General features: G+C 69.4%; 13 protein-coding genes. 4 read left to right on the top strand and 9 right to left on the bottom strand.

Annotated features, from left to right (window positions below; genetic code table 11):
• Window positions 1–7 precede the first annotated feature (7 nt).
• Window positions 8–1,900, bottom strand: coding sequence for a 1-deoxy-D-xylulose-5-phosphate synthase (gene dxs / locus FDA38_RS16110; RefSeq protein ID WP_137254831.1), 1,893 nt, complete (start codon window positions 1,898–1,900; stop codon window positions 8–10).
• A 169-nt stretch (window positions 1,901–2,069) separates the two neighbouring features.
• On the opposite strand from dxs, the gene FDA38_RS16105 reads away from it, so the two are divergent.
• A complete protein-coding gene (locus tag FDA38_RS16105) occupies window positions 2,070–2,570 on the top strand; it encodes a DUF402 domain-containing protein (protein ID WP_137254830.1) in 501 nt (166 codons plus the stop codon).
• A gap of 633 nt (window positions 2,571–3,203) precedes the next feature.
• Entirely contained in the window at window positions 3,204–3,698 is a 495-nt protein-coding gene (locus FDA38_RS16100) for a DUF402 domain-containing protein (protein ID WP_137254829.1), read from the top strand.
• Here the strand turns inward: FDA38_RS16100 and FDA38_RS16095 are convergent.
• Together FDA38_RS16095 and FDA38_RS16090 are read right to left on the bottom strand one after the other, a co-directional pair.
• Window positions 3,695–4,330 (bottom strand): alpha/beta hydrolase, encoded by a 636-nt coding sequence (locus FDA38_RS16095; protein ID WP_137254828.1) that lies wholly within the window; start codon window positions 4,328–4,330, stop codon window positions 3,695–3,697. The genes FDA38_RS16100 and FDA38_RS16095 overlap by 4 nt on opposite strands.
• Window positions 4,331–4,334: 4 nt before the next feature.
• Window positions 4,335–5,843, bottom strand: a complete 1,509-nt coding sequence (locus FDA38_RS16090; RefSeq protein WP_137254827.1) for a CocE/NonD family hydrolase — start codon at window positions 5,841–5,843, stop codon at window positions 4,335–4,337.
• A 122-nt stretch (window positions 5,844–5,965) separates the two neighbouring features.
• Here FDA38_RS16090 and FDA38_RS16085 point away from each other — a divergent pair, with 122 nt between their 5' ends.
• The gene (locus FDA38_RS16085) at window positions 5,966–7,873 is read left to right on the top strand and encodes a Na+/H+ antiporter (protein WP_137254826.1); all 1,908 of its coding nucleotides are present in this window, start codon (window positions 5,966–5,968) and stop codon (window positions 7,871–7,873) included.
• Window positions 7,874–7,882: 9 nt separating this feature from the next.
• On the top strand, window positions 7,883–8,299 hold the full coding sequence (locus FDA38_RS16080) for an HIT family protein (protein ID WP_137254825.1): 417 nt from the start codon (window positions 7,883–7,885) through the stop codon (window positions 8,297–8,299).
• On the opposite strand, the gene FDA38_RS16075 is transcribed toward FDA38_RS16080, so the two are convergent.
• The 6 genes from FDA38_RS16075 to FDA38_RS42250 form a co-directional block, all read right to left on the bottom strand.
• On the bottom strand, window positions 8,276–8,851 hold the full coding sequence (locus FDA38_RS16075; RefSeq protein ID WP_233714748.1) for a GNAT family N-acetyltransferase: 576 nt from the start codon (window positions 8,849–8,851) through the stop codon (window positions 8,276–8,278). The two genes, FDA38_RS16080 and FDA38_RS16075, sit on opposite strands and share 24 nt — an antisense overlap.
• Complete coding sequence (locus tag FDA38_RS16070; protein WP_137254824.1) at window positions 8,835–9,389, bottom strand: HEAT repeat domain-containing protein; 555 nt, start codon at window positions 9,387–9,389, stop codon at window positions 8,835–8,837. The genes FDA38_RS16075 and FDA38_RS16070 overlap by 17 nt, the downstream gene beginning before the upstream one ends.
• 31 nt (window positions 9,390–9,420) lie before the next feature.
• Entirely contained in the window at window positions 9,421–9,651 is a 231-nt protein-coding gene (locus FDA38_RS16065; RefSeq protein WP_137254823.1) for a S1 domain-containing protein, read from the bottom strand.
• 14 nt (window positions 9,652–9,665) lie between these two features.
• Window positions 9,666–12,440, bottom strand: coding sequence for an aconitate hydratase AcnA (gene acnA / locus FDA38_RS16060; protein ID WP_137254822.1), 2,775 nt, complete (start codon window positions 12,438–12,440; stop codon window positions 9,666–9,668).
• 138 nt (window positions 12,441–12,578) lie between these two features.
• Window positions 12,579–13,511 carry an LLM class F420-dependent oxidoreductase gene (locus FDA38_RS16055; RefSeq protein ID WP_137254821.1) on the bottom strand — a complete coding sequence of 311 codons (933 nt, stop codon included), beginning with the start codon at window positions 13,509–13,511 and terminating at the stop codon, window positions 12,579–12,581.
• 10 nt (window positions 13,512–13,521) lie between these two features.
• On the bottom strand, window positions 13,522–18,489 hold the full coding sequence (locus FDA38_RS42250) for a calcium-binding protein (RefSeq protein WP_170989750.1): 4,968 nt from the start codon (window positions 18,487–18,489) through the stop codon (window positions 13,522–13,524).
• Window positions 18,490–18,524 lie beyond the last annotated feature (35 nt).

The raw sequence follows: 18,524 nt of genomic DNA, 5'->3' as shown, positions 1-18,524 counted from the left end.
ACGCTGTCTAGGCGTTGCCCGGGCGGTCGCCCGCCGGGTCGGGCGCATTGAGGGCGTCGCCGTGGTGCTCCGACAGCAGCTCGGTGATCTCGCGGGCCAGCTCCTGCCCGGTCAGCCCGATCTCCTGCAGTACGGCGGCACGCTTCGCGTGCTGGAGGAACTCCTGCGGGATGCCGAAATCGCGGATCGGGGTCTCAATGCCCGCGTCGCGAACCGCCTGCGCGATCATCGAGCCGCAGCCACCGGCCCGGCCGTTGTCCTCGATCGTGGCGACCAGCTTGAAGTCCTCCGCCAGCTCGACGAGCTCGGGCGCGACGGGCTTCACCCAGCGCGGGTCGACGACGGTGACACCGAAGCCGTGCGCCTCGAGACGATCCGCGACGTCCATCGCGGTCGCCGCCATCGCGCCGATACCGACGAGCAGTACGTCGTCGCCGGTCCGCTTGAGCACGTCCAGCTGGCCGATGCGGTCGATCGCCTCGATGTCCGGGCCGACCTCGCCCTTCGAGTACCGCAGTACGGTCGGGGCGTCGTCCACCTCGACTGCCTCGTTGAGCAACTCCTGCACGCGCTTGCCGTCGCGCGGCGCCGCCAGCCGGAGGCCGGGGACGACCTGGAGGATCGACATGTCCCACATGCCGTTGTGGCTCGGGCCGTCGTCACCGGTCACACCGGCGCGGTCCAGCGCGAACGTGACGCCGCACTTGTGCAGAGCGACGTCCATGAGGACCTGGTCGAAGGCGCGGTTGAGGAACGTCGCGTAGATGGCGACGACCGGGTGCAGACCGCCCATCGCGAGACCGGCCGCACTCGTCACCGCATGCTGCTCCGCGATGCCGACGTCGAACGTCCGGTCCGGGAACTCGTCCGCGAACGCAGCCAGGCCGGTCGGGTGCAGCATCGCCGCCGTGACCGCGACGACGTCCGGGCGGCGGTGGCCGATCTTGATCAGCTCGTCGGAGAACACGTCCGTCCAGCCGCGCGGCTTGTTGGCCGGGCGGACCTGGTGGAAGTTGTCCTCCTCGTCCTGCTCGGCGGCGGCGTACCCGAAGCCCTTCTTGGTCACCGCGTGCACGATCACCGGTCCGCCGAACGCCTTCGCGCTGCGCAGCGCGTCCTCCATCGCCTCACGGTCGTGGCCGGCGACGGGTCCGACGTACTTCAGGCCGAGGTCCTCGAACATGCCCTGCGGGGCGAGCATGTCCTTCAGGCCCTTCTTGATCCCGTGCAGCACCTCGTACATCGGCGGGCCGACGTACGGAGTACGGCCGAGGTTCTTCTTGATCAGGTCGAGGACCTTCTCGTACCGCGGGTTGGTGCGCAGGGTGGTCAGGTGCGTCGCCAGGCCGCCGACGGTGTCGCTGTACGAGCGGCCGTTGTCGTTGACGATGATGACCAGCTTGAGGTCCTTGGCGGCGGCGATGTTGTTCAGCGCCTCCCAGGCCATACCGCCGGTCAGGCCGCCGTCGCCGATCAGGGCGACGACGTGGCGGTCCTCTTTGTTCAGCCGGTACGCCTTGGCCAGGCCGTCGGCGTACGAGAGAGCCGTCGAGGCGTGGCTGTTCTCGATGATGTCGTGCTCGGACTCGGCGTGGCTGGGGTATCCGGACAGGCCGCCCTGCTGACGGAGCGTGTCGAACTTCGGCGCACGGCCGGTGACCAGCTTGTGCACGTAGGCCTGGTGACCGACGTCGAAGACGAGACGGTCGCGGGGCGAGTCGAAGACGCGGTGCATCGCCAGGGTGATCTCGACCATCCCCAGGTTCGGGCCGAGGTGACCCCCGGTCCGGGACACGGTCTCGACCAGCACGTCCCGGATCTCCGCCGCGAGATCGGTGAGCTGTTGATTAGTCAGCTTCTTGAGGTCCGCCGGACCTCCTACCGTCTCCAGCACGCCCATCGAGCTCCTCCCGCAGGTCTTTCTCGAATGCTTGAGTCTATGCTCGCCTCGCCCGGAATCCGAACTCGGAAACGGGCCGTTGAGCCGGTCTTGGGCAATCTCACACTCCAAGACGCTTCCCGGGAGTCGCTGGTTCGGCGTGGTGTGCGTCTCACTTAGAGTCATCGGTATGGACCTGGTGAGGACCCTGTTCCAGAAGTACGACGGGCAGCCGCATCGGCTCGTGGAGGCAATCCGCCTCGGCGAGGACGAGCACGGGCTGTGGGTCGGCTCCGTCCCCGGGACCCAGGGTCAGCGGGCTGACGGGAGCTGGAAAACCATCGACCACCACCGGGTCCGGCTGTTTCCGCGCGGTCAGTGGTGGAGCGCGCTCTTCAACGACGAGCCGCACCAGACGGCGATCTACTGCGACATCACGATGCCGGCGGAGTTCGGCGTCGACTCGGTGACGCTGGTCGATCTGGACCTGGACATCCGGTTGTTGCGCGACGGCACCGTCCACGTCATGGACGAAGACGAATTCCATGCCCACCAGGTCCGCTACAACTACCCACCCCAGGTGGTCGCCACAGCCCAGGCAACCTGCGACCACCTAGCCGCCACCATCACCACCACAGAACCCTTCACGACCGCCTACAAGCCGTACCTCGAACTCATCCGAAGCATGTAATCCAGCCCGCGCGGGTGGTGGTGATCGGCCCTCGCGGGGCTACGGGCGGCTCCTTCGTCGCCGTCCTACGCGCCGCCCCACCCACCCCCGGGGCTATCGCCCGGAGCATCCCTTCCGGCGATCGCCGGGATCTTCCGGCTGCCGCCGGACCTGCGGGCTGCCGCCCGCACCCGTGCGCGCTACCGCGCGATCGACCGCCCAGTGGTTGCGCAGACCGTGGCGCGGAGGCGCAACGCCCCTGGCGGGGTGCAAACCGCCGCGCGCGTAGGCGCCGACCGTGGCGGGTGCATCGCCCCAGCGGCCTAGCCGCGAGCCGCCGGCGACTGATCCAGCCTCAGACGGCTATCGCTGCCCTCCGTGAACGCCTGGAAAGACAGCAACCGGCCCCCGTCGGCTAGGAGCCCCCCTGAGCCGACAAGGGCCGATCACGCGTGTCGGGGTTTCCGGCACCACACCATGCTCGGTCGCATTACGCGACCGGTCCACTCCCCAGCGCAAACTTGCATGAACCTGCAGAAATCCCGGACCAGCCCGAAGACGACCAACTCCGTCGTACTCAGGAGTCACATGGACATCGGCCGACGGGTGGCTGCTGCTCCATGGGCGCACCTTTCGGCCGATAGGTTTGGGGTTATGCGTGATGTCCGGGTCGTTTACCGCAAGTACGACGAGAAGCTGCACTGGCATCAGTGGATGCGGTTTCTCGGGGAGGATGAGTACGGGGTGTGGTTGGGGGCGGCGGCGGGGTCTGTGTCGCAGCGGGGTGATGAGCCGGTGGTGACGCAGGAGCAGGCTCATGTGCAACTGTTTCCGCGGGGTAAGTGGTTCACGGCGCTGTTCAACGACGAGCCGCGGTACACCGAGATCTATGCCGATATCACCACGCCGGTCGAGTTCTCCGACGATGTGGTGACGATGATCGATCTGGATCTCGATGTGATCAAGCGGCGGGACGGGAACGTGTTCATCGACGATGAGGACGAGTTCGCCGAGCATCAGGTGCAGTACGGGTATCCGGCCGAGGTGATCGCGACCGCGCGCGAGACGTGTGACTGGTTGGTGGAAGCGGTGTCTACCGAGGAGCCGTTCCTCACCGTCTACAAGACGTATCTCGACAAGGTTCGTTAGGCGAAGGCCCAGGCTGCCATCAGTGGGAGTTCCTGGCGCCAGAAGTCGTCGCCGTGGTCGCCTTGCCGCTCGGTGATGACGACGTCAGCGCCGGCGTCGCGGAGTGCGTCGGCCCAGCGGGTCGCGTTCTCGAGGAACCACGGCTCCTCGGTGCCGCCGACGAAGTACGCGCGCGGCAGCGAACTCCCCATGTCGCCGGGTGGCTGGTATCCCCCGCCGGGTGACGCGCAGAAGATCGTGCCGTAGAGGTCGGGATGCCGGAGCCCGATCGCGAGCGCCAGTTCGCCGCTCGCCGAGACGCCGAAGACCGCCGTACGCTTAGCCGGCAGCGCCAAATCAAAACGCGTTCGCACCCAAGAGCGGACATCCTCGACGAAGAACTCTTCGTGCGCCGCGAACCGCTCCGGCTCGAATCCGGGCGAGTACTCGTGCAGCCGCTCCATCTCGTCGTCCAGCCGGTGCGTCGCGACAAGCAGCGTCGGCGGTACGTCGTCCGCCGCGTTGAGGAACTCGCCCCACTGCGAGATCAGCTGACCATCCCCCGCGAACACGACCGCTTCAGGCGTCTCGGCCGGCACATACGCGGTGACGTCCCGACCCCCGTCGTACTCGAACGTTTCCGTGACCAGCATCGTCCTACCTCACCGAATGGATGCGCAGCGTGCCGTTCTTCAGCATCATCACACCCGGGAGGGGTCCACGCTGCCCGGCGTACATATCGGCGACCGGGGCGACGGTGAGGTACAGATTCTGGCCGACCGGTACGTCGACCGCGATCGCCGGCAGCTCGATCGTGCGTGAGACTCCCCGCGCCGGATGCTTCTCGCGCAGCGGCATCGTGTTGTTCTGCACGATCTTCGCGGTCAACGGGCTCTTGCCGACACTCAGTGCGAAGTACGCCGCGGATTGCGGGATCACCGTGTAGACGCGCGCGGTCAGCGTCGGCGTACCGGCGATCGTCAGCGGACCCTTGGCGATCGGCAGGTTCACGGGCAGACCGACGCCGGTCGGGGCAACGATCTTGCCTAGCCGGAAGCTCTTGTTCGGCGTCAGGTTCTGTTGCGTTAGGCAACGACCATCAGCGGTCGACAGATGGTAGGTGCCGAAGCCGGTGAGACCGGTCGACTTGTGCAGGAGCTGGAGTTGCATGAAGCGGATCGAGAGACTCGCGAAGTTCGGCGATCCGAGCGCGATCGAGCACGGATCGCCGGCCGTCGCGAATCCGGGCGGTACGACGCTGGGCAGCGTGTGACCGCCGTTGTACCCGACGAAGATCGACCGCCCCCTTGCTCGTGACGTCAACGCGTGGTCGAAGTTCGCAAGGCCCTGATTGAGATTGAAGAGGTTGTCCGAGATCCCCTGACCGAACAGGACCGGCAGGTCCAACTTGCGGCCTTGCGCGACGTGCCAGGCCGGGCCGTTGTGCACGAAGAACGCGTCGAGATCGCGACCCGCCTTCCCCGCCGGCCACGCGCCGGTCGCGATCAGCGCCACGAACGCCGCCGATACCGCCGGCGGGAGATGCGTACCGCCACCCGCGAACAGGATCGAGAGCCACATGGTCCGCGCAGCCTCCTGCGGCGCCAGGCTCTGCTTGAGGTCCCACCAGGTGACCTCCGGCGCGAGCGCGTCGAACCGGGTGCGCCCGCTGTCGCGCAGCTCGGTGAACGCCCCGGCGAACTGGTACCCGCCGCCGTACGAACCGCCGATCGCGCCGATCAACGGATCACCCGGCCGCTGCTTCGTCACCCAGTCGAGGCCGGCCACCAGGTCGATGAGCTTGACGACATCGCGACCCTCGTAGTCCGGGTTCATCACGTGCGCGATGCCCGTACTCTCGCCGAAGCTGCGCTGGTCGAAGCTCAGTACTCCGAACCCCGCGTCGAGCCAGTCCTTGAACGCGGCAGGGTCGCTCGTGCGACTGCCGCCCCACCCGTGGCTGTGGAAGATCAGCGGCACGGTGTGCTGCGCGGAGGCCGTCGCCGGTTTGAAGAGCGAGTAGCAGATCCGTACGGGCGTCGTCGTACCGGGCTCGGGCACCGAGGCGACGCATCCGTTGACCACCGTGGTGTCGGCGGCCGCTGGAACCACGGGCGACAACAGGAGAGCAACGACACCTGCAAGAGCAAGCACACGACGACGCATCAGTCACTCCTGGTGATCGGCTGCTCACACGCTAGAGGACTACCTCCAGCCTGACCAGCCCCGGACTCAGCCGTGGGCGAACCAGGCAGTGCAAATCCGCTGTGCACTGCGACACTGTGCGCGTGCATATCGCGATCGAGGTCGTGGCCCTCGTCGCCGTCGTCGCGGCCGGTGCCGCGCTGGCGCGGCGGATAGGGATCTCGGCTCCCCTGCTGCTGGTGGTCATCGGGATCGCCGTGTCGTACCTGCCGTTCATCCCCCGGATCGAGCTCGCGCCCGAGGTCGTCCTGGTCGGGTTCCTGCCGCCGCTGCTGTACTCGGCCGCGATCAAGACCAGCCTGGTCGACTTCACCAAGCACCGTCGGTCGATCGGTCTGCTGTCCGTCGGCCTGGTCGCCTTCACCGCGCTGGGTGTCGGCCTCGTCGCCTGGTGGTTGCTCGGCGCGGTCGCGGAGTCGATCGGCCAGGAGCCGCTGCCGTTCTGGGCCGCGTTCGCGATCGGCGCCGTCGTCGCGCCGCCCGACGCCGTGGCCGCGACTGCGATCGCCAAGCGCGTCGGCCTCCCCCGCCGGATCGTCACGATCCTCGAGGGCGAGAGCCTGATGAACGACGCGACCGCGCTCGTCTGTCTACGTACGGCGCTCGCCGCAGCCATCGTCGCGCCCACCGTCCTGCACGTCACCCTGGACTTCCTGCGCGCGGCCGGCGGCGGTGTGCTCATCGGTGTGGTGGTGGCGTTCGTCCTGGCGAAGATCCGCCGCCGGTTCACCGATCCGGTCCTGGACACCACGCTGAGCCTGACCGCGCCGTTCGTCGCGTACATCGCGGCCGAGAACCATTACGTGCACGCGTCCGGCGTACTGTCCGTCGTCGTCACCGGTCTGCTGCTCGGGCACAAGGCGCCGATCATCCAGTCGGCCAAGTCGCGGATGTCCGAGCGGACCAACTGGCGGACGATCCAGTTCCTGCTCGAAAACATGGTCTTCCTGCTGATCGGCCTGCAGACGCGCTGGATCCTCGACGCCCTCGGCAACAGCCCGCTGCCGGCCTGGCTGATCGCGGCGGCCACGATCGCGGTGTTCCTCGCGGTGGTTCTGCTGCGGCCGATCTGGATCATTCCGACCACGTTGCTCTCGCGGCGGGTCCTCGGTCCGTCCCGCCCCGGACCGGTCTCGCGGCGGGCGCTGATCGTGGTGTGTTGGGCCGGTATGCGCGGTGTGGTCACGCTGGCCGCGGTGTTCACGCTGCCCGAGAGCACGCCGCATCGCGAAGTACTCGTGTTCATCGCCCTGACCGTGACTGCTGGCACGCTGCTCGTCCAGGGGTCGACGCTGCCCTGGCTGGTACGGCGGTTGGGTCTGCCCGGGCCGGATCCGGCCGAGGACGCGCTGCAGGAGGCCGCCGTACTGCAGGGAGCTCATCGGGCCGCGATCGAGAAACTCGACGAGATCTCGTCGCCGTCGGACCCGCCTGCCGTGCTCGACGTACTGCGGCAGCGGGGCGAGGCGCGGGCGCAGGCCGCGTGGGAGCGGCTCGGGCGGCCGGAGAGCGAGTACGAGACGCCGAGCGAGGCGTACCGGCGGTTGCGGATCGCGATGCTCGAAGCGGAACGTACGCACATCCTGAAGGTTCGCGACGCCGGGCTGGTCGCCGACGAGGTGCTGCAGCGGGCGCAGAACGCGCTCGACATCGAGGAGTCGATCCTGGACCGCGACGAGGACGACGACGTCGGCGGGCGCTCGGAGGACCTGAAGCCGAAACTGCTGCCGGGCGGGGCGTGCGAGCATCTCGACCAGGCGCCGGTGGTGGTCGCGCCGAACACTCCGGACGGCTGCGAGGAATGCCTGGCCGACGGCACGTCCTGGGTGCACCTGCGGCTGTGCCTGGGCTGCGGTCACGTCGGATGCTGCGACTCGTCGGAGATGAAGCACGCGAGCAAGCATTACGACTCAGAGAAGCACCCGGTGATGCGCAGCTTCGAGCCGGGCGAGACGTGGCGCTGGTGCTTCGTCGACGAGAAGCTGGGTTAGGTTGGCGGCGTGGCTGACTGTCTCTTCTGTTCGATCATCGCGGGTACGACGCCGGCGCAGATCGTGCTGGACACGCCGGAGGTCGTCGGCTTCCTGGATGTCCGGCCGGTGTTCAAAGGGCACACGCTTCTGGTGCCGCGCACGCATGTCGCGACGCTGGTGGAGTTGCCCGACGAGCTGATGGTGCCGCTCTTCGGCGCGGCCCGGTCGGTCGCCGACGCGGTGCGTACGGCGTTCGACGCGCAGGGCTCGTTCGTTGCCGTCAACAACGTTGTGTCCCAGTCCGTGCCGCACCTGCACGTCCACGTCGTACCCCGCACCAAGGGCGACGGTCTGCGCGGCTTCTTCTGGCCGCGCACGAAGTACGCCGACGAGACCGAGGCCGCGGAGTACGCCGGGAAGCTACGCGCCGCCCTGGCCGGCTAGCTCGTACTCGACTTGCGGGAGTGGGTTGCCGTCGCCGAAGTCGCGGGTCTGGGTGGCGCCGGTCTCGGTGAAGCCGACCTTCGTGTAGAAGCGGCGCGACTGCGGGGTGTCGCGCAACGTCCACAGGTGAACGCGGTCGAAGCCGTCGGCGCGTAGCTGCTGGAGCGTGCTGGTCATCAGCGCGGCCGACACGCCGCTCCCCCAGCCGTCGGGGTGCGTGTAGAAGCTGTAGATCTCGGCAAACTCAGGCCGAGTCTCGGACGGCACCGACCACGACATCGCGAGCGGTCGGTCGCCGACGAATCCGATCATCACCAGCCCTTCACCACTGGCCAGCCGCTTGTGCCAGCGGGTCTTACGGCTCTCGATCCCCTCCCGAGCGACGTCCTCGGGGAACATCGGCGCATACGCCGCACCCCAGGACGCAGCATGAATCTCCCCGACGGCCGCGCCGTCCGCAGCCGTCGCGAGCCGGGCCGAGATCGGTCCGCTCAGCCCGCTCCCGGGCCGGTCATCAGTCGGCTTGGGGTGGTCGTCAGACGGCTCGGTCAAGGCGTTCCTCCAGTTTGGCCAGTGCGCGCTCGACGGCGGCGCGAACTGTGTGATCGGGGTCGTCGGCCAGCGGCCGGATCGCCTCCGCGTGTTCGAACTCCCCCGCCGCCCCGACCGCCCGCACGGCCGCCGCACGAACCCGCGGCAGTTCATGCTCGAGCATCGGGAGCAGCGCGTCGACGAGCTGACCGAGCTCGCGCTGCGCCGTGATCCGCGCGACGTGCTCACGAACCCGCCACGCCGGATCGCCCGCCGCGACCAGCAACGTGTCGACCACGTCGTCGCGCCACACATACAGGAACACGCGGGCCGCCCAGACCCGGATCCAGTAGTAGTTGACCGGATCAACCGGCGCCTTCCACCCACCAGGATTGTCCGACCCCGTGATCGCGACCAGCTTCGGCAGCTCAACGCCGTACGCCGCCTCCCCCGAGATCTCCCCGCTCAGGAACGCAACGCACCAGTCGATCACCACGTCCTCGCCGTACTCCGCGCACGCGGCACGCACGACGTCGCGCGGTGACTCCCTGTCGCTCATGAAGTCAGTAAACCGCGCGCCACCGACAGTTCTAGGCCTGCTTGGCCCACTCGGCGCGGTAGTCGTAGCCGTCCTGGCCCGGCGACTCCCAGCGGACGCGGACCGAGCCGCCCGGCGGCAGGGACCGGTATCCCTCGGCCTCGATCACCGAGAAATGGGTCCAGCAGCCGCCGGGGGTGCTGGGGCAGTCGACGACGCCCCAGCCCTCCTCGTCGAGCCAGAACCGGACGACGCCGTCGTCCTCTCCAGTACGACGCTCCATCTCCTCGGCCGCCGTCAGCTCGCGATCAACGAACGCAGTACGTACTGCAGGATGCCGCCGTTGCGGTAGTAGTCGGCCTCACCAGGAGTGTCGATCCGGACGACCGCGTCGAACTCCTTCTTCGACCCGTCCGTGCCGGTCACGGTCACGTGCACCGTACGCGGGATGTCGCCGTCGTTCAGCGCGGTCACGCCGCTGATGTCGAAGGTCTCCTCGCCGGTCAGGCCGAGCGACTCCGCGGACTCACCCTCCGGGTACTGCAGCGGGAGGACGCCCATGCCGATCAGGTTCGACCGGTGGATGCGCTCGAAGGACTCCGTGATGACGGCCTTCGCACCGAGCAGCGCCGTACCCTTGGCGGCCCAGTCACGCGACGAGCCCGAGCCGTACTCCTTGCCGGCCAGGATCACCAGCGGCGTCCCGGCTTCGGCGTACGCCTGGGCGGCCTCGTAGATGCTGGTCACGGGGGCGTCGGACTTGGTGAAGTCGCGGGTGAAGCCGCCCTCGGTCCCCGGCGCGATCTGGTTGCGCAGGCGGATGTTCGCGAACGTGCCGCGGATCATCACCTCGTGGTTGCCGCGGCGCGAACCGTACGAGTTGAAGTCCTTGCGCTCGACGCCGTGGTCGGCCAGGTAGTTGCCCGCCGGGCTGTCGGCCTTGATCGAGCCGGCCGGGGAGATGTGGTCGGTGGTGACCGAGTCGCCCAGCTTGGCCAGCACGCGCGCACCGGCGATATCGGTGACCGGCGACGGGTCCTTCGCCATACCCTCGAAGTACGGAGGCTTCCGCACGTATGTCGAGTCGGCGTCCCACGCGAACGTCTTGCCCTCCGGCGTCGGCAGCGACTGCCAGCGCTCGTCACCGGCGAAGACATCCGCGTAGTCCTTGGTGAACATCTCCTTGCTGATCGAGCTCGCGATCACCCGCTCGACGTCCTCGGCAGCCGGCCAGATGTCGCGCAGGAACACGTCGTTGCCGTCGGTGTCCTTGCCCAGGGCATCGGTCTCGAAGTCGAAGTCCATCGTGCCGGCGAGCGCGTAGGCGATCACCAGCGGCGGGCTGGCCAGGTAGTTCATCTTCACGTCCGGGTTGATCCGGCCCTCGAAGTTCCGGTTGCCGGACAGCACACTCACGACGGCGAGGTCGGCTTCCTGCACACCGGCCGAGACCTCCTCGGGCAGCGGGCCCGAGTTGCCGATGCACGTCGTACATCCGTAACCGACCAGCTGGAATCCCAGCTTGTCCAGGTACGGCGTGACGCCGGCCTTCTCGTAGTAGTCCGTGACGACCTTCGAACCCGGCGCCAGCGACGTCTTCACCCACGGCTTGCTCGACAGGCCCTTGTCGACCGCGTTCTTCGCGAGCAGCGCGGCCGCCATCATCACCGACGGGTTCGACGTGTTGGTGCAGGAGGTGATGCTCGCGATCACGACGTGGCCGTGGTCGAGCTCGACCTCCTGGCCGTTCAGGGAGATCGCGGTCTTCTTCGACGGACGCCCCGGGCCGCCGTGCGGCACGTGCGGCTCGTCGTTCACGTCACCGTGCCCGTTCGGCGCGTCGCTGGCCGGGAAGCTCCCGGTCTCCGACGGGTCGACGTCCAGCTCCTCGGTCGCGTAGTCGGTCAGCGCACCGCGGAAGGCCTCCTTGGCCTCGGTCAGCGCGACCCGGTCCTGCGGACGCTTCGGGCCGGCGATCGACGGCACGACGGTTGACAGGTCCAGCTCGAGGTACTCCGAGAACCGCGGCTCGACCGACTGGTCGTGCCACAGGCCCTGCTCCTTGGCGTACGCCTCGACCAGCGCGACGTCCTGGTCGCTGCGGCCGGTCAGCCGCAGGTACTCCAGGGTGACGTCGTCGATCGGGAAGATCGCACAGGTGGAGCCGAACTCCGGGCTCATGTTGCCGATCGTGGCGCGGTTCGCCAGCGGCACGGCCGCGACACCCTCGCCGTAGAACTCGACGAACTTGCCGACCACGCCGTGCTTGCGCAGCTGCTGGGTGATCGTGAGCACGACGTCGGTGGCGGTGGCGCCGGCCGGGACCGAGCCGGTCAGCTTGAAGCCGACGACCTTCGGGATCAGCATCGAGACGGGCTGGCCGAGCATGGCCGCCTCGGCCTCGATACCGCCGACGCCCCAGCCGAGCACGCCGAGGCCGTTCACCATCGTGGTGTGGCTGTCGGTGCCGACACAGGTGTCGGGGTACGCGACGCCGTCACGCACCATGACCGTGCGGGCGAGGTGCTCGATGTTGACCTGGTGCACGATGCCGGTGCCCGGCGGGACGACCTTGAAGTCGTCGAACGCGGTCTGGCCCCAGCGGAGGAACTGGTAGCGCTCGCCGTTGCGCTGGTACTCGAACTCGACGTTGCGCTCGAACGCGTCCGCGCGGCCGAAGACGTCGGTGATGACCGAGTGGTCGATGACCAGCTCGGCCGGCGCCAGCGGGTTGATCTTGGTCGGGTCGCCGCCGAGCTCGCCGACCGCCTCGCGCATCGTGGCCAGGTCGACCACGCACGGGACGCCGGTGAAGTCCTGCATGATCACCCGGGCCGGGGTGAACTGGATCTCGGTGTCGGGCTCCGCGTTCGCGTCCCAGCTGCCGAGCTTGGTGATGTGCTCGGCGGTGATGTTCGCGCCGTCCTCGGTGCGCAGCAGGTTCTCCAGCAGGACCTTCAACGAGTACGGCAGCGTGTCCGCACCCTCGATACCCGCCAACCTGAAGATCTCGTACGACTGCCCGTTGACCTCGAGTGCCCCCTTGGCACCGAAGCTGTCGACGCTCGCCATCAACCCGCTCCTCTGTCAGTCCCTATGTCCGCTGCGCCCATCCTGCCCAGCGCGTTGACCGGCCGCGAGGTCAGGTTCCCCTAACCTCAGGCCGGAAACTCTCTCGACATCAAGATACACGACATCGAGCCAACTCCGTTAGGAAACCTGGGGCAGAACCTCGGCCGCGATCAGGTCCAGGTGGTCGAGGTCCTGCAGGTCCATGATCTGGACGTACTGGCGTTGCGAGCCGGCGGCGGCGAACTGGTTGAGGCGGTCCACGACCTCGGCCGGCGTACCGGCGATGGCGTTCGCCTTCGGGTCGTCGACGTCACGGCCGATCGCGTCGGCACGCTGCTTCACCTGGGCGTCGTCCTTGCCGACGACGACGGTGTGGGCCGTCGAGAGGGTGAGCGTCTTGGGGTCGCGGCCGATCGCCTCGCAGGCAGCCTGGACGCGCTTGTAGAGCTCTTCGGCGGCGTCGACCGAGCAGAAGTTCGCGTTGAACTCGGCGGCGTACTTCGCGGCCAGCGCCGGCGTCTTCTTCTTGCCGCTGCCGCCGATGATGATCGGCGGGTGCGGCTGCTGCACGGGCTTCGGCAGCGCCGGGGAGTTTTCCAGCTGGTAGTGCTCGCCGGCGAACTCGTACTTGTCGCCCACGGCCGTGTCCCAGAGACCGGTGATCAGCTCCAACTGCTCGGCGAGCAGCTCGAAACGGGTCCGGGTGTCGGGGAAGGTCAGGCCGTACGCCTTGTGCTCGGCCTCGAACCAGCCGGCGCCGAGGCCCAGCTCGGCGCGGCCGCCGCTCATCTGGTCGACCTGCGCGACCGAAATCGCGAGTACGCCGGGGTTGCGGAACGTGGCGGAGCTGACCAGCGTGCCGAGCTTGATCCGGCTGGTCTCGCGGGCCAGCCCGGCGAGCGTGATCCAGGAGTCGGTCGGGCCCGGCACGCCGTCGCGGTCGCCCATGGCGAGGTAGTGGTCCGAGCGGAAGAACGCGTCGAACCCGTTCTCTTCGGTCTTGCGGGCAACCGCCAGGAGGTCGTCGTACGAGGCGCCTTGCTGCGGTTCGGTGAAGATCCTGAGAAGCATGGCGCCAACGCTATCTTGCGCTGGTGTACAGCTTCTCCAGGTACGACGGCTGCCATTCCGGGCCGCGGCTGTACAGACGGCGTACCAGCCCGTTGACGTCGAGACGCGGCTCGATCGGGTTGTCCCACCAGTCGGGCACCTGGTCGTACCACCGGTCGATCCGGAGCGTACGGCCGGCGGCGTCGATCCGCGCGAACAGCCAACCGCCCTGCTCACTCCGCTGCTCGGTCAGCCACAGGTCGCCGAGCAGGCCGCTGAGCTTGTCGGCGGCGTACTCCGGGTCGTCCACCTCGGGCGGCTCGAGATCGAACCGGTACGACGGCGCGGCCGGGTCGAGCACCTGCACCTGAATCGTGAACCCCGAAGGCACGATCGCCGTCCGAGCCCGACACCAGGCCCGCAACGCCAACACCGCCTCCGACTCCTCCGGCCGAGGCCGAGGCCGCTCCGCCTCCGCCCGCATAGCCTCCTCAATAGACCCCGCCGCCACCGCAACCCGAGGCCCGTCACCCCCCACCAACCCCAACCCAGGAATAGACATCCGAGCCACAACCGCGGCAGCATCCGCGTCTTGCTGGCCCTCTACCTCATCCAGGTCAACCCGCCCGGCACCGTTCCCGCCTCCGGAGCCGTTCAGTCCACCGGCACCGTTCGCTCCACCGGCGCCGTTCAGTTCACCTGACCAAGCAGCCGCCGCCGCGTCGTGCTCCCCGTGGAGCGTCTCTTCCCAATCCCCACCATCGGCCCACGCCGGGTCGCCTTGTTCCGCACCCGACCGAGCCACGCCGTTCGCCCGGTCGGCACCGTTCGCGCCGTGTACGCGGTCCGCGCCGTTCGCGCCGTACGGGCGATCCGCACCACCGTCGCCGTGCGCGCGGTGCGCGCCGTTCGCGCCGTACGCCCGATCTGCACCGCCGTCGCCGTGTGCGCGGTCCGCGCCGTGCACGTGGTCTGCGCCGTTCGCGCCGTATGGGTGGTCCGCACCGCCGTCGCCGTGCGTGCGGTCCGCGCCGTTCGAGTGCTCGTCTGCCTGACCCCACTCGGCACGCCCACCCGACCAAGCGGCCGCACCAGCCTCGTTCGCCGCAGGCAGCTCGTCGAACCCGACGGCCTGCATCTCCCCCGTCGGCGCGTCATCATCAACAACCGGCACAACCCCGGTCGGCCAGTCATCCTCCGGGTCCGCGTACTCCGCGGCCCACGGCTGCGGGCCTTCCGGCGCCGGACGATTTTCCGGCTCCGGACGCGGCTCGTGTTCCGGCCGGTCCTCCGGGTACGGCTCGTGTTCCGGCCGGTCCTCCGGGTTCGGGTACGGCTCGGGTTCAGGCTCCGGTTGCGGCTGAGGTTCTGGTTCCGGCAACGGCTCAGGCTCCGGCTCCGGCTCCGGCTCGGGGAAGGGTTCTGGCTGCGGCTCCGGGTCAGGCTGCGGCTCCGGATCGGGGAACGGCTCCGGCAGCGGCTCCGGCCCAGGGAACGGATCCGGATTAGGCGTCGGCTCCGGCCCAGGGAACGGATCCGGATTAGGCGTCGGCTCCGGACCCGGGAATGGCTCGGGACGTGGCCCCGGGCCGGGGTACGGCTCGGGATGCGGTGTGGGACCTGGAGTCGGCGTGGGGCTCGGCCCCGGATAGGGCTCAGGACCGGGTCCTGGGTACGGCGCCGGCTCCGGGTGCGGCGGATTCGGCTCGGGCCACGGCGCGGGCCGCGGTTCCGGCTGCGGCCAGGGCTCCGGTCGAGGCTGCGGCTGCGGCCACGGCTGAGGATCAACCTGACCTTTAGCCTGAGCCCACCGAGCATCAGCAGCCTCATCCACCCGCGACTCGGCCCGTCCACCATCCGCTGGGGACTCGGTGCCCGCCTCCGCCGGGCTGGAATGATCGCCGGCTTCGGCGGCTCGGCTCCGGACGTCGCGGGGTGCCCCGGGCCGCCCGTAGATCTCGTCCTCGTCGTCATCCACCCGCACCGTGTCGTATCCCGCACTCGGCCGATCAAGCGCAGATCCACCTCGCGCCCGCTCGTCCTGGGTTTGTGCGGGGTCATCGTGGGCTTGTGCCCGCTCGCGTGAGTCTGCGGATGCGGGAAGTACGTCGGGCGCCTGTGCAGCCGACGCCTCCTCGACGACCGCAGGGATCTCGGCCGTCTGGTCCTCGGCGTCGAGATCGGCGGACAACTCCTCGGGAGCAGACCCACCAGCAGCACGCCCACCAGCAGCACGCCCGGCACCAGCGCGGTCGGTAGCAGCGCGCTCGGCGGCAGCACGGTCAGCCGCGGCAGGACCAGCCGGACTGCGGCCCGCGGAGTGGGCCTGCGATGCCCGGGGCGCGCTCGCGTCGACCGGGCTGCCGGCTGTTGCGTCGTACGTCGGGGCCGCGGTCGCCGTCTCCTCGTACGGGCCCGGGGTCGGGGTCTCGTCGTACGTCGGGGCCGGGGTCGGGGTCTCGTCGTACGTCGGCGCCTGGGTGGGTGTCTCGTACCTCGGTGCCGGGGCGGGGGTCTCGTCGTACGGCGTGGGGTGGTTGGTGTGCTGAGTGGTCGACCGCTCGTCAGTTGAGTAGCTGCCTGCCGGGTGCTGCTCCGCGTGCTGCGGCTGCTGGGGCTCGGTGGGTGTTACCGGGGCGAACGGCGATGGGCCCGTGAAGGAGGCGAGGTCTTCCTCGTCCTCTTGCTCGGCTGCGGGAGGTGCGTCGAGGACGGCGGCGATCTCGGCCGTGGGTGCGTCGTCGTCCTCCAGATCCGCAGATGACGGCCCGCTAGTCGCAGGCGTAGGTGCGAAGGGCGAGTCGGCTGGGGCGGTGTCTGGGTGTGGGGCCGGGAAGAACGGGGAGTTCGCGGGAGCGTCCGCGGCCGGGGGCGCGGGCGTCTGTTGGGCGGCGGACTGGCCGGCGGCACCGGGTTGCGAGAGCCGGAGCGGCTGCGCGGGCGCTCCGAAGTGGGCGGTCCCGCCGGACTGGGCGGTCGCGCCGGGCTGGGTGGGTTGATCTGCGTGGGTGCGTGGATGAGCAGACTGCGCGGGGTACGCGGCACCACCGGAGTCGGCGTCGGGGCGGGTGGTTCCCTCGAGGTGCGGGCCAGAGTGGGCAGTCCCGCCCAGCTCACCAGGCTGGCCGGGGTGGGCAGGTTGGCCGGCGTACTCGCGGGACCGGGCTGTTGTGCCCGGCGCACCGGGTTGACCTGGCTGGGCGGACGCGCCTAGGCGCGGGGTCTGCTGCTCGGGGTGCGCGCTGGGTTGGCCTGGCTGACCTGCTGCGGGGTGGCTTGGCTGGCCTGGCTGCGGAATGGCGGGGGCGGGGTGGCCTGGGGCGGGGTGGCCTGGGGCGGGGTGGCCTGCGGTGGGGTGGGGGGCGGTTCGGTGGGTGGGTGGGTTTTCTACCCATTCGCCGTTGATCCAGGCGGGGCCGGTCCAGGCGGGGTTGTTTTCGGCGGTGTCGTCGGCGAAGGGGTTGTATTCGCTGGTGGGTTCCTGGTTGGACCAGGAGGGTTGTTCGGCGGTTTCCCAGTCCTGCTCGTCGGCGGACGGGGCTGCGGCGGCGGGGGCGTCGGCGAAGAGGCTGTTGTAGAAGTCGTCGCCTTCGTACTGGCCGCCGCCTACGCGTGGGGGCTCGGCCGACGGGAGGATCGGGTTGTACGTCGGGGTCGGCAGGCCCGAGCTCTGTGCGTCGTGGGGCAGGTACGTGCCGGGGCCGGGACCCGCGGGAGGCTGGTGCGGCTCGGGCTCGACGGCGGGCGTGGAGCCGGTGTCGTGTTTGCGGCGACGGAGCCAGCCCTGCTTCTTCCCCGTCACCCCGTAGTCCTCGCGCCCGCCAGCCTCGTGAGCCGCAGCTCCGCGCGCCGGAGCCTCGTGCTCGCGGGGCTCGTGGGCGGCGGCTCCGTACGCCGAGGCCCCACGCCCGCCAGCCTCGTACCCGCCAGCCTCGTACCCGCCGGGCTCATGCGCGACAGCTCCGTACGCCGAAGACCCACGCCCGCCGGGCTCGTGCCCGCCGGGCTCATGCGCGTCAGCTCTGTAGGCCGAAGCCCCACGCCCGCCGGGCTCGTGGGCGACAGCTCCGTACGCCGAAGACCCAGGCCCGCCGGCCTCGTGCTCGCCGGGCTCGTGGCCGGCTCCGTATTGAGCGACGGCCGGCCGGCCGGCCGGGGAGTTGGCGGCGGAAGGGTCGTAGGGCGGGTCGTCGATGGGTTGGCCGGTGAAGGGGCTGATGCCGGGTGGGACGACGTACGACTCCTCGTCCTCGGGTGGGGACGAGGACGGCCGGCTTTCAGGGCTTCCGATCACGATGTCTTCAACGACCGACACCTCGGCTGTGTCAGGGTCGTCGGGGAAACTTGCCGGTACTGCAAAGTTTCGGGTGAAGTCCTCCGCCGCCGCGACGCCCGCCGCGATCTCCGGCTGCAGCGGCGATCGCGGGTCGATCCTGAAGTGCGAGAAGAACGCCGCCAGCGCCTCGCTAGTGATCCCGGAGCCCAGCGCAGTCCGGATCAGCTCCACGCCGTACGGGCGCAGTTCGTCCAGCCCGTCGAGGTAGTCGGCCCACTCCGCGACCCACTCGATCATCTCGTCGGCGGCGTCCTCGTCCGACGTGATCCAGCCGCCGATCGGCTGGAACCCGTCGTCGACCGGCTGCCACGGATCACCCGGGTACGACGCGCGCGCCCACGTCCCGTTGAAGGCGCCGTACACGAACCCAAGCTCGCCAGCCGCCTGCCGCTGCCGTACCTCGGGCTGACCGATCCAGTCCGGCGACCCGGCCAGCAGATCGGCGCCCGCAGTCGCGCTGTGCTGCGTGTGGAAGCCCCAGAGCACCACGCGCCCGTCGCCGATCCGGGCCAGCCGCAGGACGGACGCAGTCTCGTCCTGGTGGTGGTATCCGTCGGCGTCCGCGTACCACCGACGGTCGAAGCCCGTGGCATGGGCGACCGCCGCGAGTGCGGTCCAGCGGGCCCGCAACTCCTCAGGGTCGTCCAGGTCAACGAGCGGCATCAGGTCTCCAGCGCATTGGAATCCAGGCCCAGACG

The sequence above is a fragment of the Kribbella jiaozuonensis genome (genome assembly GCF_005233875.1).
Taxonomy (GTDB): domain Bacteria; phylum Actinomycetota; class Actinomycetes; order Propionibacteriales; family Kribbellaceae; genus Kribbella; species Kribbella jiaozuonensis.
This window is presented reverse-complemented; position numbering and strand designations above follow the sequence as displayed.

Bases quoted from the DNA above. Each gene is read 5' to 3' on its own strand.
- FDA38_RS42250 (WP_170989750.1), bottom strand. From the start codon at position 18,489: ATGCCGCTCGTTGACCTGGACGACCCTGAGGAGTTGCGGGCCCGCTGG.
- dxs (WP_137254831.1), bottom strand. From the start codon at position 1,900: ATGGGCGTGCTGGAGACGGTAGGAGGTCCGGCGGACCTCAAGAAGCTG.
- FDA38_RS16055 (WP_137254821.1), bottom strand. From the start codon at position 13,511: ATGCTTCTCAGGATCTTCACCGAACCGCAGCAAGGCGCCTCGTACGAC.
- FDA38_RS16070 (WP_137254824.1), bottom strand. From the start codon at position 9,389: ATGAGCGACAGGGAGTCACCGCGCGACGTCGTGCGTGCCGCGTGCGCG.
- FDA38_RS16095 (WP_137254828.1), bottom strand. From the start codon at position 4,330: ATGCTGGTCACGGAAACGTTCGAGTACGACGGGGGTCGGGACGTCACC.
- FDA38_RS16100 (WP_137254829.1), top strand. From the start codon at position 3,204: ATGCGTGATGTCCGGGTCGTTTACCGCAAGTACGACGAGAAGCTGCAC.
- FDA38_RS16065 (WP_137254823.1), bottom strand. From the start codon at position 9,651: ATGGAGCGTCGTACTGGAGAGGACGACGGCGTCGTCCGGTTCTGGCTC.
- acnA (WP_137254822.1), bottom strand. From the start codon at position 12,440: ATGGCGAGCGTCGACAGCTTCGGTGCCAAGGGGGCACTCGAGGTCAAC.
- FDA38_RS16105 (WP_137254830.1), top strand. From the start codon at position 2,070: ATGGACCTGGTGAGGACCCTGTTCCAGAAGTACGACGGGCAGCCGCAT.
- FDA38_RS16090 (WP_137254827.1), bottom strand. From the start codon at position 5,843: ATGCGTCGTCGTGTGCTTGCTCTTGCAGGTGTCGTTGCTCTCCTGTTG.